The sequence below is a fragment of the Exiguobacterium sp. ERU653 genome, from assembly GCF_018617775.1.
Lineage (GTDB): Bacteria > Bacillota > Bacilli > Exiguobacteriales > Exiguobacteriaceae > Exiguobacterium > Exiguobacterium marinum.
Genome location: NZ_JACSKV010000001.1, coordinates 569,864 through 595,469, shown reverse-complemented (window position 1 = coordinate 595,469; position 25,606 = coordinate 569,864). Strand labels below are relative to the sequence as shown.

27 protein-coding genes are annotated in these 25,606 nt (G+C 45.4%); 3 read left to right on the top strand and 24 right to left on the bottom strand.

The genetic code is table 11. From position 1 onward, the window contains the following. Window positions 1–43 precede the first annotated feature (43 nt). The 5 genes from KNO95_RS14435 to KNO95_RS03080 form a co-directional block, all read right to left on the bottom strand. Window positions 44–763 carry a 3D domain-containing protein gene (locus KNO95_RS14435; RefSeq protein WP_285801752.1) on the bottom strand — a complete coding sequence of 240 codons (720 nt, stop codon included), beginning with the start codon at window positions 761–763 and terminating at the stop codon, window positions 44–46. Between the two features lie 238 nt (window positions 764–1,001). Then, window positions 1,002–1,454 (bottom strand): GDYXXLXY domain-containing protein, encoded by a 453-nt coding sequence (locus tag KNO95_RS03095; RefSeq protein ID WP_214702188.1) that lies wholly within the window; start codon window positions 1,452–1,454, stop codon window positions 1,002–1,004. Then, window positions 1,451–2,635 (bottom strand): DUF2157 domain-containing protein, encoded by a 1,185-nt coding sequence (locus tag KNO95_RS03090; protein ID WP_214878893.1) that lies wholly within the window; start codon window positions 2,633–2,635, stop codon window positions 1,451–1,453. The genes KNO95_RS03095 and KNO95_RS03090 overlap by 4 nt, the downstream gene beginning before the upstream one ends. A 17-nt stretch (window positions 2,636–2,652) precedes the next feature. After that, on the bottom strand, window positions 2,653–2,853 hold the full coding sequence (locus tag KNO95_RS03085) for a DUF2187 family protein (protein ID WP_026826130.1): 201 nt from the start codon (window positions 2,851–2,853) through the stop codon (window positions 2,653–2,655). A gap of 40 nt (window positions 2,854–2,893) precedes the next feature. Next, window positions 2,894–3,517: an NUDIX hydrolase gene (locus KNO95_RS03080; protein ID WP_235181848.1), complete on the bottom strand. Its 624-nt coding sequence runs from the start codon at window positions 3,515–3,517 to the stop codon at window positions 2,894–2,896. A gap of 112 nt (window positions 3,518–3,629) precedes the next feature. Here KNO95_RS03080 and KNO95_RS03075 point away from each other — a divergent pair, with 112 nt between their 5' ends. Further along, window positions 3,630–5,168: an FAD-dependent monooxygenase gene (locus tag KNO95_RS03075; RefSeq protein WP_214698315.1), complete on the top strand. Its 1,539-nt coding sequence runs from the start codon at window positions 3,630–3,632 to the stop codon at window positions 5,166–5,168. Between the two features lie 50 nt (window positions 5,169–5,218). Here KNO95_RS03075 and KNO95_RS03070 read toward each other — a convergent pair whose 3' ends face one another. After that, window positions 5,219–5,470 (bottom strand): hypothetical protein, encoded by a 252-nt coding sequence (locus KNO95_RS03070; protein ID WP_214698313.1) that lies wholly within the window; start codon window positions 5,468–5,470, stop codon window positions 5,219–5,221. 95 nt (window positions 5,471–5,565) lie between these two features. Between KNO95_RS03070 and KNO95_RS03065 the strand changes: the two genes are divergently transcribed. Then, on the top strand, window positions 5,566–5,853 hold the full coding sequence (locus KNO95_RS03065) for a hypothetical protein (protein WP_026826134.1): 288 nt from the start codon (window positions 5,566–5,568) through the stop codon (window positions 5,851–5,853). A 35-nt stretch (window positions 5,854–5,888) separates the two neighbouring features. Here the strand turns inward: KNO95_RS03065 and KNO95_RS03060 are convergent, their stop codons facing one another. The 8 genes from KNO95_RS03060 to recU form a co-directional block, all read right to left on the bottom strand. Beyond that, window positions 5,889–6,464, bottom strand: a complete 576-nt coding sequence (locus KNO95_RS03060; protein ID WP_214698309.1) for an NERD domain-containing protein — start codon at window positions 6,462–6,464, stop codon at window positions 5,889–5,891. Window positions 6,465–6,490: 26 nt separating this feature from the next. Continuing rightward, window positions 6,491–6,787 (bottom strand): cell division regulator GpsB, encoded by a 297-nt coding sequence (gene gpsB, locus KNO95_RS03055; RefSeq protein ID WP_051546020.1) that lies wholly within the window; start codon window positions 6,785–6,787, stop codon window positions 6,491–6,493. Between the two features lie 4 nt (window positions 6,788–6,791). Next, complete coding sequence (locus tag KNO95_RS03050) at window positions 6,792–7,337, bottom strand: SLOG family protein (protein WP_026826137.1); 546 nt, start codon at window positions 7,335–7,337, stop codon at window positions 6,792–6,794. Beyond that, window positions 7,334–8,497 carry a ribonuclease H-like domain-containing protein gene (locus KNO95_RS03045; RefSeq protein ID WP_214878261.1) on the bottom strand — a complete coding sequence of 388 codons (1,164 nt, stop codon included), beginning with the start codon at window positions 8,495–8,497 and terminating at the stop codon, window positions 7,334–7,336. The genes KNO95_RS03050 and KNO95_RS03045 overlap by 4 nt, the downstream gene beginning before the upstream one ends. Continuing rightward, a complete protein-coding gene (locus KNO95_RS03040; RefSeq protein ID WP_214878259.1) occupies window positions 8,494–10,743 on the bottom strand; it encodes a DEAD/DEAH box helicase in 2,250 nt (749 codons plus the stop codon). The genes KNO95_RS03045 and KNO95_RS03040 overlap by 4 nt, the downstream gene beginning before the upstream one ends. An 18-nt stretch (window positions 10,744–10,761) precedes the next feature. Continuing rightward, on the bottom strand, window positions 10,762–11,322 hold the full coding sequence (locus tag KNO95_RS03035) for a hypothetical protein (protein ID WP_214878257.1): 561 nt from the start codon (window positions 11,320–11,322) through the stop codon (window positions 10,762–10,764). An 80-nt stretch (window positions 11,323–11,402) separates the two neighbouring features. Next, window positions 11,403–14,021: a transglycosylase domain-containing protein gene (locus KNO95_RS03030; protein WP_214878255.1), complete on the bottom strand. Its 2,619-nt coding sequence runs from the start codon at window positions 14,019–14,021 to the stop codon at window positions 11,403–11,405. Window positions 14,022–14,041: 20 nt separating this feature from the next. Then, on the bottom strand, window positions 14,042–14,668 hold the full coding sequence (gene recU / locus KNO95_RS03025) for a Holliday junction resolvase RecU (RefSeq protein ID WP_214878253.1): 627 nt from the start codon (window positions 14,666–14,668) through the stop codon (window positions 14,042–14,044). Between the two features lie 358 nt (window positions 14,669–15,026). Between recU and KNO95_RS03020 the strand changes: the two genes are divergently transcribed. Continuing rightward, complete coding sequence (locus KNO95_RS03020; RefSeq protein ID WP_034771101.1) at window positions 15,027–15,878, top strand: DUF3800 domain-containing protein; 852 nt, start codon at window positions 15,027–15,029, stop codon at window positions 15,876–15,878. Between the two features lie 38 nt (window positions 15,879–15,916). On the opposite strand, the gene nth is transcribed toward KNO95_RS03020, so the two are convergent. The 10 genes from nth to panB all read right to left on the bottom strand — a co-directional run bounded on the left by nth (window position 15,917) and on the right by panB (window position 25,454). After that, window positions 15,917–16,576: an endonuclease III gene (nth, locus tag KNO95_RS03015; RefSeq protein ID WP_214878251.1), complete on the bottom strand. Its 660-nt coding sequence runs from the start codon at window positions 16,574–16,576 to the stop codon at window positions 15,917–15,919. After that, window positions 16,576–17,160: a DnaD domain-containing protein gene (locus KNO95_RS03010; protein WP_026826145.1), complete on the bottom strand. Its 585-nt coding sequence runs from the start codon at window positions 17,158–17,160 to the stop codon at window positions 16,576–16,578. Before KNO95_RS03010 ends, nth begins: the two co-directional genes overlap by 1 nt. Window positions 17,161–17,222: 62 nt before the next feature. Beyond that, the gene (gene asnS, locus KNO95_RS03005; protein ID WP_214702198.1) at window positions 17,223–18,524 is read right to left on the bottom strand and encodes an asparagine--tRNA ligase; all 1,302 of its coding nucleotides are present in this window, start codon (window positions 18,522–18,524) and stop codon (window positions 17,223–17,225) included. A gap of 20 nt (window positions 18,525–18,544) precedes the next feature. Beyond that, window positions 18,545–19,732, bottom strand: coding sequence for a pyridoxal phosphate-dependent aminotransferase (locus KNO95_RS03000; RefSeq protein ID WP_026826147.1), 1,188 nt, complete (start codon window positions 19,730–19,732; stop codon window positions 18,545–18,547). Window positions 19,733–19,752: 20 nt separating this feature from the next. Then, window positions 19,753–20,238, bottom strand: coding sequence for a hypothetical protein (locus KNO95_RS02995; protein ID WP_214878249.1), 486 nt, complete (start codon window positions 20,236–20,238; stop codon window positions 19,753–19,755). Continuing rightward, window positions 20,235–20,420 carry a YpmA family protein gene (locus tag KNO95_RS02990; protein WP_015881492.1) on the bottom strand — a complete coding sequence of 62 codons (186 nt, stop codon included), beginning with the start codon at window positions 20,418–20,420 and terminating at the stop codon, window positions 20,235–20,237. The genes KNO95_RS02995 and KNO95_RS02990 overlap by 4 nt, the downstream gene beginning before the upstream one ends. A gap of 64 nt (window positions 20,421–20,484) precedes the next feature. Then, complete coding sequence (gene dinG, locus KNO95_RS02985; protein WP_214702199.1) at window positions 20,485–23,295, bottom strand: ATP-dependent DNA helicase DinG; 2,811 nt, start codon at window positions 23,293–23,295, stop codon at window positions 20,485–20,487. A 106-nt stretch (window positions 23,296–23,401) separates the two neighbouring features. Continuing rightward, window positions 23,402–23,785, bottom strand: coding sequence for an aspartate 1-decarboxylase (gene panD, locus KNO95_RS02980; RefSeq protein ID WP_026826150.1), 384 nt, complete (start codon window positions 23,783–23,785; stop codon window positions 23,402–23,404). A 5-nt stretch (window positions 23,786–23,790) separates the two neighbouring features. Then, window positions 23,791–24,621, bottom strand: a complete 831-nt coding sequence (gene panC / locus KNO95_RS02975; protein WP_026826151.1) for a pantoate--beta-alanine ligase — start codon at window positions 24,619–24,621, stop codon at window positions 23,791–23,793. After that, window positions 24,621–25,454: a 3-methyl-2-oxobutanoate hydroxymethyltransferase gene (gene panB, locus KNO95_RS02970; protein ID WP_214698296.1), complete on the bottom strand. Its 834-nt coding sequence runs from the start codon at window positions 25,452–25,454 to the stop codon at window positions 24,621–24,623. Before panB ends, panC begins: the two co-directional genes overlap by 1 nt. Between the last annotated feature and the right edge of the window lie 152 nt (window positions 25,455–25,606).

The following is a 25,606-nucleotide window of genomic DNA, read 5'->3' as shown; positions in this document are numbered from 1 at the left end:
TGTTAAACAAAAAAAGGCTCTCCTGAATAGAGAACCTTCAAAATTAATAAAGAGTGACTTGGATATGTCGACGACCCCATTGGATCGCATCCTGTTTTGAATCGACCAATAAATCAACAATATGTCCTTTGATTCTGCCACCGGTATCAAGGGCGATTGCATCACCAACACCTTGAATATGCACTTTTGAACCTAATGGAATGATAGAAGGATCGACGGCGATAATTCGCATGCCGTTATAATAAATCGAATCAGTCACGTCATGACCAGTCGCAGTCAAAACACGACCTCCATACGCCTTATTGTCAGCAACATCGTTTGAGTAAGCTGTCGATTCGACAGTAATGACTTTTTTACTCGTTGTCGTAGACACTGGTGATGCCGTAGCGTTCTTGTTTGAAGAAGCCGCTGCCTTTTGTGCCGCCACTCTTTCCGCTTCTTTACGTTCTTCTTCTGCCTTACGCTCTGCTTCAAGTTTAGCTAGTCTCGCCTTCTCTGCTTCTTCCTTCGCTTTCTCTGCAGCGAGACGTTCTGCTTCTAAACGTTTCTCTTCAGCTAAGCGTTTCTCTTCGGCAATTTTCTTTTGACGAGCGATTTCCTTTTGCCTCTCTTCTTCAATCGCTTGTCGTTCTAATTCAAGTGGATTTTGAACAATTTTCTGTTCTGTCCCGATTCCGATCTGAGCAGCATCTGCTTGATCCATGAATGTGAACATTCCCATCATCGCGGTTCCAATTACTATCATATATTTAATCAATTTCATCGTAGTAAGGTCATCACCTTTCTCGTTATGTAACGAACAGATGTTAATTTACCACGACACGTCATCTTGGAGTAGCTATTTTATCGAAGTGAAATAATCCTGACATATGACATAAAAAGTGGTTACAGATTGTAACAATTGCGAAAAACGTTGCTATTGCAAGGTTTCACATAAAAATTACAGATTCGTTACAATAACACTTGTAACAAATCTGTAATCTCCCTGTCATGCTTTTCACTTATTCAATTGGCTTCAAATCATGCAATCTGAGCATCCCCCACGGCGCAACATCGACTTGAACCGTAAAAGAATTTTCACCTTCGACCGCATCCACTTCATCTTGAGGGACACGATACGACCCCATTTCTTCTATATAAAGAATACGGTCATAATAGTTCGCCCGTACCCCTCCGAGAAACGGTTTTGACTCAACTCGGTCAATCACAGCAAATCCGTCTTCCCCTTGATCGAACGAGACGTAAACCGTACCCGCCTCCACATTTTGTCGTCCTTCAAACTCGTTATATTCAAGATAAATCGAGTCTCCAAAATATGGATCGAACGGTTCAAACGAAGTCCCCTTAAACGTGTACGTCTCCCCTACCCATGAGATGGCATAGACGAGGATGACAAACAAAATGGCAATCATAACTTGTACGGCCGGAATGACCCACGTAGACAACCGGTTCATGTCGTCACACCCTTTCTTGTACGATTACGCCACCATAATCCGAGTGACAACGCAAAGACGATCAGTGCACCGATTAAGAAGAAGAGGGATACATCCAAACGGTCCCAAACATAAATGAAGTAAATCGTCATTTGGACGACTAAAAAATAGATAAAGGCGAAGATGGTGGGTTGTCTCGTCATATCTTGGCGAACGAGGTACGTGAGTGCAATGACTTCGATCATCACTGCCAATAACACACCTGAATCTTCGAATAGCGCAAATGGGATCACAGCAAGAAAGCTTACCCACAAAAGGTCGTTTCGACGATGGATTAAATAGATCGCAACGAATGAAATAGAAAGGAGCGTTGCCTCAAGAATGGATGGTGGTCTTTGAGAAAGCCAGCTTCCCGTTACATTTACTAAATATCCAATCGACAAAACAGCTGCGACAAACAGATATATAGATTGCCACCCGGCTTGTTTTCGATAAAACAAGAGAAGCACATGGAGGATAACAAGAGACCAAAGTGGCCATAGTCTACCTTCATAGTCCACATATTGACCAAAGATGTTAAATAATCCGTAAAAGGTAAGCCAAGCAAACGTCCGATCTAACGATTCTTCCACAAAATGGAACCATACCCATGTCACGATGAGTGCAAATCCAATTAACGTCAACCCGATGCCTTCGAAACTGTTTATGACAGCCATGAACGCAGTGATAGCGGAGATGATGGAAAAGATGACGTGCTCATACATGATTCGGTGAAGGACTGCCATCGTGAAGAGTATCCAAAACAGCAAGGTCAACTGCCCCGACAGATTATACGTCGTAAAGATGACCGCCATGGTCGCCACAAAAAAGACGAATCCTAACACGCGTAATAATATGACATACCTCGGGGTTTTCAAGCGAACTCGTTCGGCAAACACATAAAATCCAACCATAAAAAGAAGAAATAGTCCAATCTTTAAAAGGTCGGGAATCCTCTGCCAATTGGCTGCGACGAAGCTAAATAGACTGAGCGCTAATAAAATCGACCCGACAATAACTAAAACGGGCGGCTTGTGATTGTTTCGCTCACTAGCCGCCCGTTGTTTATGTTCATAGTCGACTAGTCTTTTACCGGTCGATTCATCTAACAATCCCGCCTCTTGCCATTCACGAACTTTTTTGTCAATGGACACCTCAATCATCCCTTTCAAAAAAAAGGTCAGCTGGCGCGTTCAATCAATTCTAATTCTGATTTTAATAAAACTTGTTTTTCAAACTCGAGCCCGAGTTGTTGAAATTCTTCCATAATCGATACGTCTGCGATCACGGTATTGGTCAGTACGGCGGTCACTTCAGCAACCCATCCTTCACGAGTCGACTTCACGATATCACCTACGAGGAATTCTTCAGACACACCCATTCACTTCCAATCTAAATTTGTTTCTATCATTATAACGAAATTATGTCGGTTTGAATACGTTTTCTTTTATGCGTTGAATAAATTGTGTCAAAAATTTTCCAGTAAGCCCCCAAATGATGTAGTCATCGTGTTCATAAAAGGGTTCTTTCATTTTAATTACCCGTTTTTCGTACGCTTTAGCATTTGCCAAGCGATCAAGTGGGATATTTTGATCTGGGTTCATCGTCCACTCCATCTCACCATGGAACGGGTCTATCATAAGTAATGTAGATAAAGGAACGGTAAATAAATGATCAACTTCATCCGTTCCCTGTGCAGTTGGAAGCCGTGACAACATCCCGACAAACGGATAAATCAATTGTCGATGGGGTGTGGCAAGTGGCCTTAATTTACCGATGACTTCAACTTGACCAGAAGTAATCTCTAATTCCTCACACGTTTCTCGAACGGCGGCTTCAACAGGTGTTTCTCCTTTTTCAAGTCGTCCTCCCGGAAAAGAAATTTCGCCGGGCTGCTGCCGCATCGTATGGGCACGTACTTCAAAGACGACATGCCATTCCTTCTCTATTTCTACGAGCGGAATCAAAACCGCTGCTGTCTGTTCGTAATCTTCTTCCATTGTAAAGCTATTTCGAATTTGGTCTTCATTAATCAATGGCTGCACACTGTTCACTCACCTTCCATCATCGAATATCCTATACCGTTCTATACCCTACTTTTCGTTTAATCGCTGCTAATGTCGGAAATATCATTATTAATGATAGGAGTTGATCACTTTGAATGAACAAGTGGATGTACTAATCGTCGGAGCCGGACCTACCGGCCTTACCCTCGGACTGACCTTGGCAAGATATGGCGTCTCATTTCAAATCATCGACCGAAAGACGACCCCGTCGGATAATTCTCGAGCCATCGGGATTCAACCACGGACAATTGAGGTGTTTTCTCGATTAGACGTCGCCCAAGAAGTACTCGAACGGGCCCGTACGATTGAGCGGGGAAATCTCTATTTCTCAGGTCAATGGACGGCAAAGCTCGAATTTTCAAAGCTTGTCACTCCGTATCCGTTCGTGACACTGTTGCGTCAAAATGAAACAGAAGAAATTTTAGAGCGTGCCTTGCAAAAACATGGCCACGCAGTGAGACGCGGAGAGTCACTGTCTTCCATCACACAATATCCATCGCGGACGATCGCACATTTGACTGCTGAAGACGGAGCTCATCGTTCTGTCGAAGCTAAATATGTCGTTGCTGCAGATGGCGCCAATAGTTCCATCCGTCGAATGCTCGCTCTCCCATTCAGTGGGAAGTCGTTTAAAGAGGCGTGGGTATTAGCAGATTTGAAAGCAGATTGGCCCATTTCTCGTGAAGAGGTGCATATTTTCTTCTCGGATCGAGGAGTACTCGAGGTCTTTCCACTCACGGATGAAACGATTCGAATCACGGGAAACTTACGGACCGATGAGTCGTTCGTCGAATCTGACCTTCAACAATTCGTGGAACAACGTAGTCATATGCCAGTTCGCATACACGATGTCGAATGGTTCTCGCTCTTTCGGGTTCATAATCGAATGGTCGATACGTTCATCCATAATCGCATCATCCTAATGGGCGATGCCGCTCATATCAATTCACCGGTCGGGGGACAAGGAATGAACACCGGGATTGCGGATGCATTCAACTTAGGTTGGAAGCTATGGCTCCATTTGAAGACAGGCGCACCGCATCAAGTCGTCTCGACGTATCGGAATGAGCGTGAGTATGTGGCAAGGAATGTTCTACAGACGACGAATTTCGCGACTGAGATGCTCCAGACGACACTCCCGATGCTATTACCGTTTCAAGCAATCGGGGCTGATGTCTTCACACGAGTCAATCTCGTCAATCAAAAGATCACGGAACGAATCTCGCAACTTCATCTATCGTACCCAAAAGCGTTACGTATGCCGTTTCGTCGCGTCGCCGAAGGAAAGATATTCCCAGAGACTGAAATTTTACGAACCGACGATGGATTTCGGACGAAGATTTCAGAGATTGCCGATGGGCGCTTTCAAGTGCTCGTATTTGACGATGGCAAACGTGATTTGACGCCAATCTATGAATACTTAAATGAGTATCACCCGTTCCTTCAGACTATCTCATTGTCCAAGACAAGCCGTCCATTTTTCGACCAAGGGAATGAGCTTGCCAAGTCACTCTTTATGAAACGTGGTATTCTAGTCATCCGTCCGGACGGCTATTTGTTGCACAAGCAACACCACGTCCGTCTAAAACCGTTACAGGACAAGTTGGCTGTCTGGCTTCCACCATCTTAAGGGTGTATAAATGGAGAGCTTCACCAAATTGGTGAAGCTCTCCATGTCATTTACTCTTCAACATTCACATACAGAATACCAGGTTTCGAGAGCGTCAAATCGTAGAATGCTTCGAATGCCTCGATGTCTTCTAGCTTGCGAAAGTCAATCTTGTCAGTCTCTTCATTCGGGATGGCGACGATAATGCCTTCCTCCGTCGACTTGATCATGCCCGTTTGTCCATTATGAATCCGAACGTAGAGTACTTGCTGGTTTTCTAAGAGCGAGATCGCCTCTCGTCTCGATTGAATCGGTTTTTTCATATAATCCCCTCTTTTCCATTTTAGTATAACGTTCCGTTCGTATTGCTTTCAACTCGTCACCCTATTAAACTTGTGTAAAGAAGGGGTTGAATGCGTTGGAAACATTACTCATCATTGTGCTCGCCATCTTGTTCATCATTTTAGTCACGATTCGTACGATTCGCAACTTAAAATGGGTTCGCTTCGGTGAAGCGTTCGGGAAACAGGGCGAAGAGTTATTAGCTGATTATCATTACCTGACAGAACAGGAAATCACATGTCGTATCGAACAAGGACTTCCGACCGGTAAATTGTTAAAACCGCTCGCTAAAAATTTAGACGATCGTGTCGCGCTATTCGTACATCGAGATGATGCCGCAAAAGCAAGAGAACTTTTAAAATAAGAAGATGGCCGAATGCATCTCACTCGGCCATCTTCTTATTTATGTATCTGTCTTTCTGAGCAGTAGTAAGCGATTTGTTTGACGAGAGGCTCCGTCAACGTTTCAAGAGTCGTTTTGCTGATGACCTGATCGACGAGTGTAAAAGAATCGCCACAATTGGCCTTGACCCGCTTCAGCTTCAACTGTTCCGTCTCCGGGAAGATCAAGAAGGAATAGACCGGAATCGCTTGTCCACACTCTTTCTTCAACCGTGCCCGCACTTGTTTAGTCATTCGCTCTAGCTCCGTGACAGGATGTGGATAGATGTGCTTCCATCCCATAGACGTCTCCGTCCGACACTCACGGTTCGTCAAATGGACAGGGGCTGGAGTTCGATTTAATTGAATCAAGAATACACCTTTCGGCCCGACGAGCACGTAATGAACGAGATCCTCGCCAAATTCGACTTGTTCAATCATCATCCAGTCAAATCGACATGTTTGTCTGATGTTCTCGACGAGACGATCTGTATAGCTTGTCGGTGCCTTCATCACTTCTTCTTTCGTACGAAACAGCTTTTTTGTCTGTTGTTTGACAGGTTGTTTCTCCGTGGCCGTTAACACTTGCAACATTGATTCCACCCCCTATTCATTATTGATTATTCACTCGGCCCTACTTGCTTACCAAAGACCGCTTTTTCTAAATTTGAGATACGGCGCAGCATGTCATAGTTAGACGCAACCGGCTGTGCCGGTTTAGCAGGTTCCGCAACAGGTGCAGGCTCGCGACGCAATGAGTCATTTTCTTTTTGAAGACGTTCGATTTCTTTCATCATTTTTTCATAATCCCGGATGACCACGTCTAAAAATTGATCAACTTCTTCTTGCGAATAACCTCGTAGTGCCGTTTTAAATTCTTGTTTATAAATTGCTTCTGCCGTTAATTCGGTTTGCATCATATCACTCCCATTGTTGTTCCCATTGTTTTTCTTCCTCGATGACACGTAAATCTTCCTGTGTGATGAGAAAGACCTCCATAGTGGACTTTCGCCGAGCCCCATCGACTAAAAAGCGGGGACTTCCCTCCGTTTCTTCGTCGTATAAGGTAATCAATCCTTCTGCTTTGTCTAAAAAGAATGCAGTTTTAGCGCGTAGTTGACTCGGATCTTCGTATGGCCGCTGTGTCAACGGTTCAAAAAAGTCCGCTTCAAGTTGCAGCTGTGCAAATAATTCCTGTTCGAACGGCTTATACCGTTCATCCATATTTAAGAACGGAGGAAATACTGCAATTTTAATCGGGTACGTTTCTCTTAACTCTAACAATACTTGTCCAGCCCATAATTCACAACCATTCGTTCCACTAAAAATAAACCACTCGGCGCCCAGTTCGATGACTTCGAGTATCTTTTTACGATAAGCTTCCTGAATGATTTCAATTCCTGGATGGTCCGCTTTAAAGATGCCCAGTTCATGAGGACGATATCCTGTAACGGCTACTACTTTCATAATCGCTTCCTTTCTAAACGGGCACGGCGATGTTCTAGCTCGTCTTTCTCTCGTACAATCGTTTGACGCAAAACCGTACGTTTTTTCTCGAGCAGTTCCATGGCCCGCTCCGTATAATCAATCGCGAGTTCCACGTCCTTTTGCTTGTGCTCTGCATACTTGGCAAGTTCGACATAGCCTTCAATCGTCTGCAGCGACTCAAATAACGGGATTGCTTGCTCCATGCGACTCGTTCGCTTCAATAACATCGCTTGCCGCATGACGGCTCGCTTCGAAGGACTCGAAAGTTGTTCAAACTCTTTGAGTGCACTTTCCTGATCCCCAAGGTCATGTAACCAATGCGCACGTTCTTCTCCGAAATCTGTCTCGGGAGTCGTGACGAGTTGACTGAGTCGTGTGTAAAGAGAAACAAGGCTCAAACAGTCCGCATGATGGTGCTCAAGGACCGGCGATAGTATCTCTGGGTTCCGTTCTTTGACGTACTGAAAATAATGCATCGGGGCTAAAAAACCAGGTAAATCGTCTGTCCGTCCGTGACCGAAATACGTTTCAACTGCTTTGAGCGACACCGATTCTAATCTCGGTTTCAACAACCGTCTTGCCGCATGTAGTAGATCAACATGCCCGACGGAAGGCAATGCTTTTACCCGTGATTTGACAAACGTATGTCTCGTTTTGATTTGTGGCCAGTCAAAGGACTTCCCGTTATAAGTGACGAACCGCACCTCATCCCCGATATCCTGTAAAAAATGATAGTAGAAAGCAGTTTCAAAGGCAGGATGAGGCAAGACATATTGAATCATTTCAAGTTGATCCGCTTGAATTCTCGCGAATCCGATTAAAAAAATCGACGTCCCAGACCCACGCAACCCGGTCGTCTCCGTATCCATAAACAGGACTTGTTCAGGCTCTAGGTCGACCGTAAAGAAAGGATGCTCGGTTCGATGCATCATAAGTCTTGCATCTCCGAACGCAAAGTCGTGGTACATCTCATCAAGCGGATACGTAGTTCGGAGACGAACACACCATTCTCCTTCGAACGTTAAAATTTCTCCACCCTGTTCAATCCATTTTTGCTGCTCCACTTCGTCAGGTGAGGAGACGCGTGATGGTTCGACAGGTTCTTTCGTTTTAATTAATCTAGATAACTTTGCTTTCATAACGATCCTTTCAATGCTTGTAACTGACGGATGACTTGCTGTTTGAAGTCCCCGTATCCAATCATACCGACACAGCGAGGGCATCCGCTCTCACACGGACAGTCGGATACCGTTCGTTCCGCTGCTTCAAGTACCTCGTCTGCATCTTTATAGAGTGCCTCACTAAGACCGATGCCACCCGGATAGCGGTCGTATAAATAAACGGTCGGTTTAGTCGTGTGAGTCGACTTCATTTGAATGGTTGTAAATAAATCGAGCGTATCACACATGAGATAGAGCGGCGCAAGCCGTCTGAGTAAATCACTGACCGCTTCAAGTTGATCTTCGAGATCAGCCTCCGAATAGGCAAAGCGTTCATCCAATGTGAACCATGTCGCCGTCGTATGCAGTTCTCGCTCCGGAAGATGAATCGGGCCAGACCCGATATTCTCATGCGTCCCGAACTTAATTTTTTTAAAGAGAGTGGCCATCGCGATGACAGAAACTTCTCCGAACGTTTTCACACCATCTGTCTTGTTCTCTTCTAGCACTTTTAATTCTACGGCCAAATTCGCATCCGTATAGTAATCGACATCGACTCGGCGTACAAATGCCTTTTTTTCTTCAAAATCTAACTTCTCGACTTGATACTGCTCGGCACCATGCAAATAGATCGCCTCATCGTGCAATAGTGTCATCGCACTGAACGTGTCCATTTCGCCGATCACTTGATGTTTTGCGGTTTGATCGACAATGACGACATTTTCTTGATCGCTCGTCCGAAGCGAGATGTCATGCGCTGGGAAGGAATCCGTCATCCAATAATATTTATCGGCCCGCTCATGTAACACTTGTGCATCCGCTAAAAACTTTAAAATATCTTCCGGGTCGACCGTCCCGAACCGTTCACTTTTATGAAACGGCAATTCGAATGCGGCACATTTCATATGGTCGACTAAAATAATGAGGTTGTTCGGGTCTAAACGGGCAGCTTCCGGTGAACGGTCTAAAATCATATCTGGTTGTTCGACGACAAGCTGGTCAAGGGAAGAAGATGATGCCACAAACACCACAAGCGACTCCGAATGACGTCGTCCGGCCCGACCTGCCTGTTGCCATAGCGAAGCGACAGTGCCTGGATAACCATTCAGGACACACGCTTGCAATTGACCGATATCAACACCGAGTTCTAGCGCATTTGTTGAAACAACAGCTTTTATTTCACCATTCCGTAAGCGCCGTTCAATCTCACGGCGTTCAGACGGAAGATACCCCCCTCGATAGCCGACAATCGATTTTGGACCAAGTTCTCGTCGCGTCAGTTCCTGTAAATAAGTCAATAATACCTCGACACGTACACGTGATCGGGCGAACACAATCGTTTGAATGTTCGCTTCCACGAATTTTGAGGCGATGCGTTTCGTCTCGAGCGTCGCACTCCGACGAATCCCAAGCGCTTCATTGACGACAGGTGGATTATAGAAGACAAGATGTTTCTTACCTTGTGGTGCGCCGTTCCGGTCAACCAATACAACTTCTTCTTCCGTTAACAATTCAGCAAGTTCACGCGGGTTCGCGATAGTCGCTGATGTCATAATCCATTTCGGATGACTTCCATAGTAGGCACAAATTCGTTTTAAGCGGCGAAACACGTTCGCCACATGACTGCCGAATACGCCACGATACGTATGCAACTCATCGACAACGATGTATTCTAAGTTTTCGAATAGACGAATCCACTTCGTATGGTGTGGTAAAATTCCCGAATGTAACATATCAGGATTGGTAATAACGATATTCCCTGCATCTCTAACTTTCATGCGGGCGGCCGGAGATGTATCTCCATCATACGTGAAGCATCGTAAGTTGCCTTCGAGTGCCTCGACCATCTCCATTAAATCACTATTCTGATCTTGGGCAAGGGCTTTTGTCGGATACAGATATAGTGCGCGTGCAGTCGGTTTTTCAATCATCTTTGACAAGACAGGCAAGTTATAACAGAGCGTCTTACCAGAGGCAGTAGGCGTTACAATCACAGTCGAATGACCGGCAGCCGTTTGTTTCACAGCTTCAGCTTGGTGCGTGTACAGTTGCTCAATTCCCCGACTTTTCAATACGTTTGTCAATTGTTCTGGTACTTGCTCCGGGATGGGCGCATATTGTGCTGGGCGCGCATCGACCGTATGCCAATGTCGTACGTTTTTCGCAAAGCTCGGGTCTTCTTTTAATTCTTTAACCATCTCTTCTACAGAGCGCGATTTCCGCATCAGTTCACCTTCTTTTTTTTAAGAATTCGAAGGTGCAAGTTCTACTACGACTTCTCGGATATGATTAATCCGTTCATCTCGTATCATTCTCGATACAGCGGGCATGTGAAACAAAGTCATGCTTTGAAACGTAGCGGCAACATGCTCATTTTCTTCTTCAAGACGGGTCAGCGCGTCTTGAAACAGACGTTGCGTTGACCGCCCAAATAAGACAATGGTATGTAGTTTCGTACATTTCGAATGAACCGCTAAAAGATGTTTCGCATAGCGTTGCACCGTTTTATAGTAATCTTCGTCTGTCGACAACGTTTGGCGATTGCCACGAAATAAGTCAGGATAATATGATTCCTCGCCCGTAAACATCGTTTCGACACCGATTCTTTTTACATAAGAATGTCCAGTCGCCTTAGCGACCGATCGGTCTTGAATGAGACGTCCGAATGGAATCGACTCTTGTAACAGCAAATGTGAAAGCTTCAGTCCGAGATGTCCACCAAGAGGCACTCCAAAATCGTCGTCTTGCAGTCGATCAATGACAAATAACACTTTCATCTTGCGTTTTAAAGAGAGTTGAACCATGTGTCACCATCCTGTTCCCTTTCTTTTCATTATAACAAAGTCGCACGAAAAACAGGGCGCACAATGTCGCCCTGTCCTCCTTAGTTATCAGTGTTGTCAGAATTGCCGTCCTCACGATTCGTGTCAGGCGATTCTTCATTCGATTGACCTTCTAACGGAGCTCCTGAATCCTCTCCATCAGTCGGCTCGTCGGTTCCTTCATCAGTGCCATCATCCGTCGCTGGTTCGTCAGGATTTTGTTCGTCAGTGGTGTCTTCGTTGTTTCCGTTACCATTGCCGTTGTTATCTTCATTCCCGTTGCCGTTGTTCTCGTCTGACGGGTTATCTTCATTGCTCTCGTCTTCAGAAGGATTTTCTTCCTCCTCTTTTGGTTCTTCTTTCGGTTCAATCGAGTAGGTCGCTTGCACTGGTCCGGATTGCTGTTCACCCGTCAACGGGTTCGCGGCGTTCGCCACAATCGTGAACGTCGTCTCACCTTCAGGCAAGTTTGTAATATCCACACTCGTCTCACCTGTCGTACCCACGACTTTTTCAGTGCCGTCAGCAGATTTCTGCGTCACTGTGAACGTGATGTCATTATATCCGTCCGCTTTCACAGCGTCGAAATCATATGACCATGAGACTGAACCAGATTGTGAATCTATATCATAGTTGACGCTTGCGCCCGTAGGAGCATCCAATTTCTCTGGTTGAAGGTCTTTCGGTTTCGTCCCTTTTACATAGAGCTCATTGCCAAGTGATAAAACGGAGTCCGGACGCTGGAAACGGTCTGGTTGTCCCGTCGCATTCGTCACTTGTTGCATCATATACTCGAAATAGTATTGAGCGTAGTCTGGATCAAAAGAAGCGACTGTCGACTCTTTCGTTTTTCCTGTCCACACAGAAATCGAGTAATCTGTGGAGTAACCAGTAAACCATTTATCTTTCGGGTTTGTCGAGTTAGGCTCGTTCGTTGTTCCAGTTTTACCGGCTACGTCCCAAGGAAATGCACCTGGGACATATGTTCCACCTTCAGCACTGACGACGTCACGGAGCATATCCGTCAACATGTATGCTGTATAGTCTTCCATCGCTTGCTTCGCTTTGATTGGAGAGTTGATACTTGAACCGTCATTGAATTCAATCTTTTGAATCAAATGAGGTTTCGTATACATACCGTTTGCGCCAAGTGTTGCGTAAGCAGCAGCCATCTGTGTCGTGCTCGCTTCGGCAGTACCAAGTGCGTTAGACTCATTTAGTTGATCTCCGGAATAAGAAGGCTCAATACCAACGTTTTTCACGAACGATTCGATTGCATCTTGTCCGTATTCATCACGTACTTCTTGGAATGCACGAACAGCTGGCGTATTCGCAGAAATTTTCAAATATTGACGCATCGTATTTGGACCACGGAAACCAGTGTAATAGTTGTTTGGACTGTACGTACCTTCTAACTCGGCGTCAAGCAATATTTTCCCCGTCGACCATTGTCCATTTTCAATTCCTGGACCATAGTCGAAGAACGGTTTCGCCGTCGATCCAATTTGATATTTTTCATTTGAGTAGTCACGATACGTCGTATCACCTTGTTTCGCTTGCTGGCTATCGACGATGGCGACAATCTCACCTGTTTTCGTATTAAGTACGGTCGCACCCATTCTCAAGTCCTCAGGGAAACCATTTGTTTGTAAATTGACGTTGTTCGATTTAATGTCGCTATTGATTTTTGTATGCAACTCTTTATTGATTGACGTATACACTTTCAGACCTGTGCCATAAATATCTGACTGGTCAAGCCCATAATCATCTTCTAACTCTTGAAGCACACGTGAGTATATCGCACGCGTGAACGCTTCCTCTTCCGTCTCTTCACCCGGTGAGATGACGTCAGCAATCGCGACATCAAGTGCTTCGTTATACTGTTCTTCAGAAATATGACCGTCTCGTTTCATCGCAGACAAGACCTGTTCCTGCCGATAACGTGTCAACTCCTGGTCACCATTGATTGGGTCATAGGCGCTCGGACGTTGTGGAAGACCTGCGAGGATGGCAGCCTCCTGATAATTGACCTCAGAGACTGGCTTGTTGAAGTAGCGTTTCGATGCGGTTTGAACACCGTATCCACCACTACCATAGTAGTTTTTGTTCAAATACATTTCTAAAATCTGTTCTTTCGTATACTCACGTTCAAGTTTGAGCGCAAGCCACTGCTCTTGAAGCTTACGCTTCAACTTCTTGTCTGTTGAAAGAAACGACTGTTTCACCAACTGCTGCGTGATGGTAGATCCACCCTCTGCACCGAAACCGTCAGTCAAGTTGGCCACAACTGCACCACCGATTCGACGCAAATCGATTCCGTTATGTTCATAAAAGCGACGATCTTCAATTGAGACGACCGCTTGTTGCATCACTTGTGAAATGTCGTCGATGGAGACGTACTCCCGAATTTGACCGGCACCTTCGAGCGGTTCACCTTCAGCCGAAATCAGCTGAATTGGATACGTATCAACGAGTTTTTCTTCGTCAAGCTCTGGTGCCGTCGCAATCGCATATACGGTATATGCTCCAAATGCAATGACTGCTGCAATAAATAGCATGAAACCTAATAAAAAGATGCGTTTCCACATCGGTTTCTTACCTTTAGTCTTTGGTTGTTTACCAGTTTTTTTACGTTTATTCGTCGTCGAATCTTGTCGACGTGCGACCCTACTTCGCTCCATTCATGGTTCACTCCTTCTATTCAATCGAGCCATTGATCGAGCACCGTCAAATAATCAATCGACGGTAAGGCTCTCGTCGGAACTTCAATCGCGTCCTGTTCAATAAAACTGAGCGGAATCGATTTTCGTCCCGTCAGTCGTTGTTCCCACCACTGAACAAGTTGTTCCGTGGTCAATACATATTGCGTATTATAGCGACTAAAGCGGATGATGACAAAACAAATCCCTCCGTGACGTTCACACTCGCGCATATGTTCAATCTGATGTTCATGAAAATTCCCGAGCGGAAACGACGTCTTATTATTCGTTTCTTTCGCTTCAAAGTCAATGTACTTACCGCGATACACTCCGTTATAGTCGGTCGTGGATGCCTGCTTGAAATAGGCTTCCGTCACTTTAGCGGCACTGCGCTTCGGATAGTCGACTTTGACAATTTGTAACGGTGTCGGTTTCTTATGAATGACAGCTCGTTGATGAATCCGATAGAATTCATTCGTTTCATTTAACAACGTCTCTAAATTCATTCCGCGATTCGCATAGGTTGGAGAATTCGATACTTCTCTCGAAATTCCTTCCCCCTTTGGTTCCTTTGTCACTTTTACTTTCTTACCGTTTGGATAATGGAACAATGTCGTCACCCCATACATACATATTAACAGGTCGGTCCACTCGTTCCTTCCGTCTCAGGTCTGATTGTCGACTTCTGTCGGTCGACACTTGTGTGGATTTACCGCAACACATATCGTACCAAACTCCCGTATGTTAAACTAGTATGTAAGCGATTGTGTATCCAAATTGAAAAGCTCTCGTCACGTAAGACCCGATTGTTTCTCTATGATAATAGCACCTCTTCTGTTTAGCCAAGATTGTACATCGATAAACCTAATTGATGTCATTCTGAAAAAAAGTGTGCAATTTCTGTGCAATTGATTGACCGTATCACCATTTGGAAATAAAATAGGTAGCTTAAAAAACGTAGACGTTAAGCCGTTTTGGAGGGATTGGATGGAAAGTGGAAAGAAGTATGTCATGTTCGTCGATGAGACAGGTACACCGAAAGGCAACACACAGTTCAATTTGACTGGTGTTCTGATGGAGTACAAATATTCAATCGATGCGGATGAGACTGGATTACCTTGTGTATTAAAGCGACGCCTTCAAGCGTTTAAGCGAGATGTTTTTAAAACCGAACAGATCCCGCTACATCTAAAAGAAATTTTAAAGGCTGAACATCCTTATGGAAAAGAAGACGGCATCACAATCGACATGTTGCGTGATTTTTGGGATAAACTACCTGATTTTTTACGTGGCATCGATTGTACAATCGTTAGCGTCGAGGTCGATAAGCAGAAATTACATGATTTTTACTCGACGCCAAAAGATCCATATGTAGTCGCCTTTGCTCATCTCATGAAATCATTTTATGCTTTTTTAGAAGAAACAGAAGCAGTCAGTGCTCGTGTCGTCCTCGAATCTAGAGATGATTACCAGAACTTATTGATTCAAAAAGCATTTTTCGATATTTTCAACTCGGGTACGGTCCATCTCGATGTCGAAAAAAGTCGTCAAAAGATTAAAGGATTCATCTTCTCTGAGAAGCAGAACACAATGTATCAATCCGGTCTAGAGATTGCAGACCTCGTCTGTCTCCCGTTGTCACGTGTTCGTCGAGGTGTGATTGAGGTAAAACCACGGTTCGTCCATTATGGGGACGAGAACCGAATTTTCAAAGCGATTAAGGACAAAATTTACATTCGTAAAGAAAGTCCGGACCAAGACTTCCGCAACTGGGGCTTCAAGAAAGTACCCATCACGAAAAAGCGTCGTGAATGGAGCGACCACCCTTGGAATCATTAAAGCGAAAATGCATCGACACAGAACGTGTCGATGCATTTTTATGTGGTGACTTTCGTCGATTTCATCCGTTTCTTACCTTCCCGGCACATATGAAGCAGCGGACAAGTCTCACAAGCCGGTCGCTGCGCTTTACAATGGTAGCGTCCAAAGAAAATAAATTGATGATGAAGTTGCGACCACTCATCGCGCGGGAACTTTTTCATCAATGTCTCTTCAACTTGACGGACGTTATCTTTCCAACGACAGATACCGAGACGTTTCGAGACACGCTCTACATGTGTATCTACCGCAAATGCCGGTTCATGGAAGGCGACTGACAAGACGACGTTAGCCGTTTTGCGGCCGACACCTGGAAGTGCCTCGAGTGACGTCCGGTCTGACGGCACAATCCCGTCATGCTCGTTCACGATTTTCTCAGAGAGCGCCTTCACATTCTTCGCTTTATTCCGATACAGTCCAATGCGTTTAATCAACGTCTCAATCTCCGAAACTTCTGCCGCAGCCATCGCTTCAACAGTCGGAAACGCTTCAAACAAACCTGGTGTCACCTTGTTGACTAGGGCATCTGTCGCTTGCGCAGATAGCGCGACAGCGACTACTAATTCGAATGGATTTTGATGCGTCAATTCGCAATGTGCATCCGGGAACATTTGCTTCATCGTGTCCGCTATTTCTTGCAGCTGAACTCTCGTCAACATCACTTATTCCTCCGTTGATATTCCACGACATCCTCGAGCGATTCGACTTGATGATCCTGCCAAACACGTAAGATTTTGTCCATGTATTTGAAATTTCGCACATTCCGTAATTTCGCTTCACGGAGTGCCGCCATGATGAGTTCTTCACTGAAACCATCCTCCGTCATCCATCCGACGATTTGTTCAATCTCAAACGGGGTGATCGTCCCGAATTCCCGTTCGAATGTATGAATGATGTTTTCATTCAATGTCTGTTGCGGCGTAATCTTCTCTTCAGCTTGCAATGCCTCGAAAAGTGGTAGCAAACTATATCGCTCGCTATTACTTGATGCATCGATTGCAATCAATTCTTTTTGCAACAGCCCAAGTAGCACTGACCGGGCCTCATTTTCCGACACATTCAACCGTTTCCCTAACTCGCTCGGAAGAGGCATGACGATGCCTTCACCAGTCATTTCGAGTAGATGAACGATAAGACTGAACTCAATCGGTGACAAATCGAGTCGTCTTGCATCGGTAAACAGTTTTCGCGGAATGACGACCGGACTTTGCTCGAATAATTGAATCAATTGATGTGCATCCATGTCGCACTTCCTTTCTAAGACACATCAATCGGGGAGGACATGACGTCTTCCCCGATTAATCGTTAAGGGTGGATTCGGTTTAATAGACGTGGGAACGGGATCGCTTCACGGATGTGCTCGATTCCACTAATCCAAGCGACCGTACGCTCGAGTCCGAGTCCGAAACCAGAATGAGGGACCGAACCGTATTGACGGAGTTCGAGGTACCAATCGTAAGCATCTGTTTCGTCAAGACCTTCTTTGATGATCTCTTCTTTTAGACGATCGTAGTCGTCCTCACGTTGAGATCCCCCGATGATTTCTCCATATCCTTCTGGTGCAATCAAATCTGCACACAGAACGAGTTCTGGGTTTTCCGGGTCCACTTTCATGTAAAACGGTTTGATTTCTTTTGGCCAGTGCGTGATGAATACTGGTTGATCGTGTGCGTTGGCAATCGCCGTCTCATGTGGTGCACCAAAATCGTCGCCGAATTCGATATCATCGAACCCTTCTGATTTTAAGAATGTTATTGCATCCTCATAACGGACACGTGGGAATGGTGCCTTCACTTGCGCCAATTTTTCAAGGTCACGTTCGAGAAGTTCAAGCTCGTTCTTACAGTTCGTAAGCGCTGATTGCGCAATGTATGAGACGTATTGTTCTTGAATCTCGAGGCTCATGTCGTGATCGAAGAATGCCATCTCTGGCTCAATCATCCAGAACTCGATCAAGTGACGACGTGTTTTTGATTTTTCCGCACGGAACGTCGGACCGAATGAGAATACTTTACCGAGCGCCATTGCAGCGGCTTCCATATACAATTGACCCGTCTGCGAGAGGTAGGCTGATTGACCGAAGTAGTCTGTCTCGAACAACTCTGTCGTGCCTTCCGGTGCACTGCTCGTAAGGATTGGCGGATCGATTTTGACGAATCCTTCTTTGTTGAAGAATTCATATGTCGCACGAATGATTTCGTTACGAACTTTCATGATCGCGTGTTGGCGACGTGAACGGAGCCATAAATGACGATTGTCCATCAAGAATTCCGTTCCGTGCTCTTTTGGTGTGATTGGGTAATCCACTGACTCCGCAATCACTTCTAAATCTGACACTTCTAACTCAAATCCGAGTGGTGTACGTCCACCATCCGATTTGACGTTACCTGTTACCCATACAGAAGTCTCTTGTGTCACGCCTTTAGCGAGGGTGAACAATTCTTCAGCAACATCAGCTTTCACGACGACTGCTTGAGCAAATCCGCTCCCATCACGTAGTTGGAGGAACGCAATCTTCCCGCTTGATCGTTTGTTAGCAATCCAGGCCCCTACACGGACCGTTTGGCCTTCATAGTCTTTAAATTGGTTAATCGAAATTGTTGTCATGTTCATTTCCATCCTTTCGCTTATCGAGCGCGCTTCGTAACGAAGTCTTCTACTCGATCGAGCGCTTCTAAAACGCGTTTTAATTCAGTAGCATATGATAATCGTACGTAATCGTCCTGTCCAAAACCAGAACCTGGCACGAGTGCCACGTTCGCCTCTTCGAGAACAGCCTCACACCAATCATCTACTGTATCGTATCCGCTCTCTGTCGCGGCAACTTTTGCATTGGCATATAAGTAAAATGCGCCTTGCGGTTTCAAACATGTGATTCCAGGGATTTTGACGAGACGATCATAGACGATTTCAAGTCGTTCTTCAAACGATTGACGCATCATTTCCACATCATCCTGTGGGCCGTTATAAGCTTCCACTGCAGCCGCTTGGGCGAGAGACGTCGGGTTCGACGTCGAATGTGAAGCCAAATTCGTCATCGCACCAATAATTTTAGCATCACCAACAGCGTAACCAATCCGCCATCCCGTCATCGCATGAGACTTCGATACACCATTGATGATGATGGTACGTTCGCGCATATTTGGGAGTGTGGCAATCGATACGAATTCCGCATCACCGTAAATCAATTTTTCATAAATCTCATCGCTCACAACGAGAAGGTTGTGTCGAAGAACGACATCGGCGAGTGCCTGTAGCTCTTCTTTCGTATAAATCATTCCCGTTGGATTCGAAGGACTGTTTAAGATAACGGCCTTCGTGCGAGCTGTAATCGCATTCTCGAGTTGATTTGGCGTCAATTTAAATGACGTCTCTTCATTCGTATCGACTAGGACAGGCTCTCCGTCCGCCAATTTGATTTGTTCTGGGTAACTGACCCAATACGGTGTCGGGACAATCACTTCGTCCCCTTCATCTAGAATGGCTTGGAACAAAGCATAAAGGGCATGTTTCGCACCAGAAGCGACCATCACCTCGTTGCGTTCGAACGACAATCCACTATCGCGTTTCGTCTTTTCGATGATGGCATCTTTCAACGCGACCGTCCCGCCAGATGGCGTGTATTTTGTATCCCCATCTCGAGCCGCTTGACAAGCAGCATCAATGATTCGTTCCGGAGTATTGAAATCCGGCTCACCCGCCCCAAGACCAATGACGTCTTTGCCCGAAGCCTTGAGCGCCTTTGCTTTAGCTGTGATTGCTAACGTTGTCGATGGCGTAAGTTGTTTCACTCGTTTCGCTAATAGATGATCCATCATAATCCCCCTCTAATTCGTCACATTTGATCAGTCAGTTGAACACGTCGAATAAACTCTCCGGACTGTAGCGTATAGTATGAGTACGTATAAGATGCATCTGCTTTTGTAACCACTTCGATGAGTGCTCGCTCGTCGAACCCATATTTACAGCTGACAAGTTGTCCGCCAGTTTCCTCGATAGAACGTGCGCAGACGTCTTTCGCTTTCACTTCACCGAATTCACGTTGCTCAATCTCTAGTTTGTCATCAAGTGGAACAAACCAAATAGAATTCCCGTTTTCTTCTGAAAAAACAACATACGCATCCGTTCCATTGAACAGTTCACCCTGTTCCACTTTCAGGTTAGGTGCCTTTTCAGTGAGACGATTCGTCGCTTCCTCGACAAGTTGTTCCTTTTGGTTTTCTGTATATCCAATCGTGAAGCGATACATCAAACTAAAGACAAGGACGACACCAATCAGTGCCGTCAGTAACGAGACGATCCATTTTGTTTTTCTTGTCATTCTGTACGATAGATGGTGAAAACCATCTCTTCCTTCTTTGGATCATTCACTTTCTTCTCAAGTGAAAGTCCGAACATCAAATCTTGACTTTTTAAAGTACGATTCAATAAATCGACAATCTTATAGACGTCCGCCGTCGGTTCGATGCGTACGCTCGCAAGCGTCTCGATATTCGAATTCATATTGATTCCTCCTCCAAAACACTATACGTATCATTATAAAGCGATAATATCATGATGCCTAGCGTTATCTATCATTTCGTGTTACAGACTTTTCTTTCTCATCTAAGAACAATTCCAACTCAGACAGAGAGGTATCTAACGTTCCTTCGATTCGATCGACTTTTGGCAAACTATTGATAAACTGTTTGCCATAACGGGTCGTCTCCACACGACGATCAAATACAAAAATCGCCCCGTAGTCCCCTTTTGATCGAATCAATCGACCGATACCCTGTTTAAATCGAATGACGGCTTGAGGGAGTGATAGTTCAAAGAATGGCGATTTCCCTATCGACTCAATTTTTTCTGAACGGGCTTGCATGATAGGCTGATCCGGTGGGGCGAATGGTAGTCGAACAATGACCAGGCACGTCAACGCCTCTCCCGGAATGTCGACACCTTCCCAAAAACTTGCTGTCCCAAAGAGAATGGATTGTTCCATCCGCTTGAACTGTTTCGTCAATCGGCTACGAGAGCCTCCGCTGACACCTTGTGCGAGGAGCGTATAAGACGGGTCGAGGTGATCTTTTACTTGTTCGTAAGTCAAACGTAACAACTCATTCGATGTGAAGAGGACAAGCATTCGTCCTTTTGTCACGTTCGCAATTTGAACAATCGATTGCGCCGTCTGGTCGACAAACTGTGAAAGCGGTACATCGTTAATCAACGGGAAGTCTGATGGGATAAACAACTTGGCTTGTTCTTTAAAGTTAAACGGTGAAGGTAATACGACTCTTCGGATTGGCTCACCTTCTAACCCGAGCCGTCGCTCCATAAAACTAAACTTACCAGAGACCGTCATCGTCGCCGATGTTAAAATCGTCGGTCTCTTCTTAAACAGCCGTTCATGTAACAACGGTCCAATTTCAACCGGTTGCGTATATACCGAGGTCAACTTTCGATTACCTAAATTCAACTCGACCCAACTGACTGCATCATCGTCTCGTGTCAACATTGTTTCATAGATGACACTCTCAAGTTCTCGAACATCCCCGATTAGTGTTTTTAAATCACCCAAGAGCGCGCGTTGTTTAAACGTCATGTGCTCTTTCCGTTCATCAAGGAGTCGATGCAAATGCCTAAGTGACGTTCTGAGCGTCCGAAGCTTGTCCTCTAATCGATTCGCCACCTCACGAATCGGGCTGAACGATGAGCTTTCCCGTTCAAAACGAACCGTTTGTCGTGGTTCTTTTTTCTTCCCTAACGATTGGAGCGCCGTCAGGAGGTCTTCAAGTTCTTCTTCGACCTTGGCGAGTGATGAATCAATCTGTTGGCTAAACGCTTCCGCCTCTTCGGTGACGGATGTCAAGTCCGCCAGCTGAATGATGCGAGAATGGAATTTCCCATCCGCGCCATATCCGAACCACTTGAATAACCGATCAAATTGAATAGCGTCAAACGTTACACCAAAGTGATGCGAAGCTACTTCTTCGACTTGATGCGCCTCGTCTAGGACGAGTGGTGTATCGGTTGGCAAAATACCTGCCTGATGTTGTAAGTCGGAGAACAACAAAGCATGATTCGTTACAATCAAGTCTGCTTCTTTTGATCGAAGCACAGCTTTTGTGAAAAAGTCACGACTATACCATGGGTCAAATCGACCGAATTCACTCGAAGCATCGGCTTGAATCAAACGTTTGAACGAGGCGGGACCTTGCGTCGCAGATCCTGGAAAGGAGAGCTCTTCTAAATCTCCAGTCTCCGTTTCCGTCAGCCATACGAGGACCATCGCTTTACACATCGCTACCAAGAGTCCGTCATTTGATTCATCTAGTATCATCTCAAACTTACGTAAATCGATATAGTTTCGTCTTCCTTTTAAAAGTGTAAATTCAATCTCAGGAAAAATTTGGCGAAGTACCGGTAAATCTCGATTTAGTAATTGTTCTTGCAATTGTATCGTATGCGTACTAATAACAACTGGTCTTTTCGTCTCGAGTGCATGATGGGCACTCGGAATCAAATACGCCAACGTCTTTCCTGTCCCGGTTCCGGCTTCAACCAATAACGTCTCCTCGTCATCTAACGCTTTATAGACGTGTCGCATCATTTCAAATTGACTTTGTCTCGGCTCGAACTGCTCAAAAAGTGACGGGAGCGTCTCTTCAATCGTGCGAAGTAGGAACGGTTCAAACGGTTCGCGATCTTCGGCCGGAACAAATCCGTCTGTCGGTCGATGTAGCGCAATTTTTCGATGAATATCAAAGCGTGACTCGTCGTCCGGTCGAATCCCAACATCCAAAATCAATTCATCAAATAACGGTTCGATGTGGCTTGTCCACGACTCAGACAAGACGCGAAGTTTCTTCAATGTCACCATAGGTAAATCGCGTAATCGGTCGAGCATCCGGATGAAAAGCTCGGCTGTCGCGTCGGCATCACTAAGTGCCCGATGCGCGTCTGTATGTATGAGGTTAAATGTATCGGATAATGCTTCTAACGCATGGCTCTCCAATGTCGGATAAAGAATACGAGCCAATTCTACCGTATCAATCGCTCGTCCTTGAAATGGAAGATACCCAGCTTGTTCAAGACTCTCGTTTAAAAAAGTTAAATCAAAGGCGACGTTATGCGCGACAAATACCCGACCATCTAACATCTTCCAAATGTCGGGAATCACATCTTCGAATGTCGGTGCATCACTTACGTCATCATCACTAATCGTTGTTAATTGCGTAATAAAAGGTGGGATTGGTCGACTCGGTCGAATCAAGGTGCTGTAGCGCTCAATCACTTCACCATCTCGTACGACGACCGCTGCAAACTCAATCAATTCATCACCGGACTTAACGGAATGTCCCGTCGTCTCTATATCCACAATCACATACGTGTCCATAACATCCATCCCATCTTAGGCACGCTCGTGCTTTCTATCTGTCTCATCTTACCATAGAATGAACGACGAAAAAACGGGGATGCCTCTGTCGACACCCCCGAATAATTCACAAAATTGTATGGGCAATCTCTTCGTAAAGAAGTTGATCTACCTCGTTTTGCTCGTTCAATACAGCAACTTTTGGACGGTGCGTATTTGCCTCTTCCGCAGTCATTTGACCGTACGCCATAATAATGACGACATCACCGACTTGGAAATGGCGTGCTGCCGCTCCATTCAAACAAATCACACCAGATCCACGTTCTCCTTTGATGACATACGTCTCAATGCGTGCCCCGTTATGGTTATTTGTGATGTGCACATGCTCATTTTCCATGATGCCTACAGCATCCATCAAATCCTCATCGATTGTAATCGAACCGACGTAGTGTAAGTTTGCTTCTGTCACCGTTGCCTTATGAAGCTTAGCGTGCATAAATGTTCGAATCATTGGATTCACCCCTTCTTCCAAATCACATTATCAATCAATCGGGCCCGTTCAAACTGAACAGCCACCGCAAGTAATAGTTCATCTGAGTCGTTTGAGGCAATACCGAGCGTCGGATAATCGACGAGTTCTACATAATCGATTTGACTGTTCGGAATCTCGTTTAATCGTACGGTCAGTTGTCGTTTCACTTCTTCAATCTCAAGACCTGCCTCAAGCGTTTCTCTTGCTGCCCTCAGCGCTTTAAAGATTTGACTCGCCTCTTCTTTTTCGACGTCAGACAAATACACGTTTCGAGAAGACTTGGCAAGTCCTGTCTCCTCACGAATAATCGGGCAACGTCGAATCTCGACCGGCACAAAGTAATCTCGGACATAGCCTTCAATGAGAGCTACTTGCTGGGCATCTTTTAGACCGAAGTACGCACGTGTCGGTTGAACAAGATTAAATAATTTAGAAACGATTGTCAATACACCATCAAAGTGACCAGGACGACTCGCTCCGCACAGTACGTCAGCTCCCTTTCGAATGGAAACGCGTGCCATATCGATTGGATACATCGTTTCCGTCACCGGATAGAACAGAAGGTCGACACCTGCTTCTCGAGCCAACTTTTCATCTCGTTTAAAATCTCGTGGATAACGATCGAGGTCTTCGTTCGGACCGAACTGAGTCGGGTTAACAAAGATACTCATGACAACAAAGTCATTTTCGCGACGCGCATTTTCGACGAGACTCATATGACCTTCATGTAAATAACCCATCGTCGGAACAAAGCCGATGGTTTGATTAAACGGTAGAGCGTGACGTAATTCTTCGACAGTCGATACAATCTTCATCATTTTCCTCCATACAACGAGTCGAGTAGTGACTCATCCATCGTGAACGTATGGCGTTCAAGCGGGAAGTGACCATTCTTCGTCTCTTCGACATAAGAACGGATGGCATCAGTCGCCACTTCACTCACATCCGCATACGCTTGAACGAATTTAGGGAGACGATCGACTCCATATTTCAAGACGTCATGGTAGACGAGGACTTGGCCGTCGACATCCGCTCCCGCACCGATTCCGATGACAGGAATCGTCAATTCTTCCGCGATTCGTTTTGCCAATTGATGAGGGACACATTCGAGAACGAGCATCTTCGCACCAGCCCGTTCAGCATCTAAGCTATCACGAAGGAGCATTTCAGCAGCCTCGAGAGACTTTCCTTGTACTTTATATCCTTCTAGCACCCCAACCGATTGAGGCGTCAATCCTAGATGGGCAACACAAGGCATTCCTACTTGAGTGAGACGTTCAATCGTTTGAAGTACTTCACCGGCACCTTCTAGTTTGATGGCATCCGCATGGCCTTCTTGGAACATGCGAGAAGCTGCTTGAAGCGTCCGATCAAAATCTCCATGATATGTCGCAAATGGCATATCCACAACGACGAACGTATTTTGTGCTCCACGGCGCACTGCTTTCGAATGATGGAGCATATCTTCCGTTGTCACGGGGATTGTCGAGTCGTAACCGAGGACGACCATACCGAGTGAGTCGCCGACTAAAATCAAATCTACCCCAGCCGCCTCGGCAAGTTTGGCTGATGGATAGTCATACGCCGTCAACATGACGAGCTTTTCCTGCTCATTCATCTTTTTTAATAACGAAGTCATCGTGTGCATGTGTTTCTCCTCCTAAACGTGGAGACAGGAAAGAATAAACGCCTTCTTACACGATTGGCAAGAAGGCGCACGAAAAACAAATTCATGGTTTTCATGAGTTAGTGTCCTTCTGTCCCTGTCAAAATGATCAAGGCAGACAACTGAATGTGACA

Bases quoted from the DNA above. Each gene is read 5' to 3' on its own strand.
- KNO95_RS03060 (WP_214698309.1), bottom strand. From the start codon at position 6,464: ATGTTGCAAGTGTTAACGGCCACGGAGAAACAACCTGTCAAACAACAG.
- panC (WP_026826151.1), bottom strand. From the start codon at position 24,621: ATGAAGATTGTATCGACTGTCGAAGAATTACGTCACGCTCTACCGTTT.
- panD (WP_026826150.1), bottom strand. From the start codon at position 23,785: ATGATTCGAACATTTATGCACGCTAAGCTTCATAAGGCAACGGTGACA.
- KNO95_RS03085 (WP_026826130.1), bottom strand. From the start codon at position 2,853: ATGGGTGTGTCTGAAGAATTCCTCGTAGGTGATATCGTGAAGTCGACT.
- gpsB (WP_051546020.1), bottom strand. From the start codon at position 6,787: ATGCAAACCGAATTAACGGCAGAAGCAATTTATAAACAAGAATTTAAA.
- KNO95_RS03050 (WP_026826137.1), bottom strand. From the start codon at position 7,337: ATGAAAGTAGTAGCCGTTACAGGATATCGTCCTCATGAACTGGGCATC.
- dinG (WP_214702199.1), bottom strand. From the start codon at position 23,295: ATGGACACGTATGTGATTGTGGATATAGAGACGACGGGACATTCCGTT.
- KNO95_RS03035 (WP_214878257.1), bottom strand. From the start codon at position 11,322: ATGGTTCAACTCTCTTTAAAACGCAAGATGAAAGTGTTATTTGTCATT.
- KNO95_RS02995 (WP_214878249.1), bottom strand. From the start codon at position 20,238: ATGACAAGAAAAACAAAATGGATCGTCTCGTTACTGACGGCACTGATT.
- KNO95_RS03095 (WP_214702188.1), bottom strand. From the start codon at position 1,454: ATGAACCGGTTGTCTACGTGGGTCATTCCGGCCGTACAAGTTATGATT.
- KNO95_RS03045 (WP_214878261.1), bottom strand. From the start codon at position 8,497: ATGAAAGCAAAGTTATCTAGATTAATTAAAACGAAAGAACCTGTCGAA.
- KNO95_RS03090 (WP_214878893.1), bottom strand. From the start codon at position 2,635: ATGATTGAGGTGTCCATTGACAAAAAAGTTCGTGAATGGCAAGAGGCG.
- KNO95_RS03070 (WP_214698313.1), bottom strand. From the start codon at position 5,470: ATGAAAAAACCGATTCAATCGAGACGAGAGGCGATCTCGCTCTTAGAA.
- KNO95_RS03010 (WP_026826145.1), bottom strand. From the start codon at position 17,160: ATGGATGCACATCAATTGATTCAATTATTCGAGCAAAGTCCGGTCGTC.
- recU (WP_214878253.1), bottom strand. From the start codon at position 14,668: ATGTATGGGGTGACGACATTGTTCCATTATCCAAACGGTAAGAAAGTA.
- KNO95_RS03020 (WP_034771101.1), top strand. From the start codon at position 15,027: ATGGAAAGTGGAAAGAAGTATGTCATGTTCGTCGATGAGACAGGTACA.
- KNO95_RS03040 (WP_214878259.1), bottom strand. From the start codon at position 10,743: ATGCGGAAATCGCGCTCTGTAGAAGAGATGGTTAAAGAATTAAAAGAA.
- KNO95_RS03030 (WP_214878255.1), bottom strand. From the start codon at position 14,021: ATGGAGCGAAGTAGGGTCGCACGTCGACAAGATTCGACGACGAATAAA.
- panB (WP_214698296.1), bottom strand. From the start codon at position 25,454: ATGCACACGATGACTTCGTTATTAAAAAAGATGAATGAGCAGGAAAAG.
- KNO95_RS14435 (WP_285801752.1), bottom strand. From the start codon at position 763: ATGAAATTGATTAAATATATGATAGTAATTGGAACCGCGATGATGGGA.
- KNO95_RS02990 (WP_015881492.1), bottom strand. From the start codon at position 20,420: ATGAATTCGAATATCGAGACGCTTGCGAGCGTACGCATCGAACCGACG.
- KNO95_RS03000 (WP_026826147.1), bottom strand. From the start codon at position 19,732: ATGGATCATCTATTAGCGAAACGAGTGAAACAACTTACGCCATCGACA.
- asnS (WP_214702198.1), bottom strand. From the start codon at position 18,524: ATGACAACAATTTCGATTAACCAATTTAAAGACTATGAAGGCCAAACG.
- nth (WP_214878251.1), bottom strand. From the start codon at position 16,576: ATGTTGACGAGAGTTCAGCTGCAAGAAATAGCGGACACGATGAAGCAA.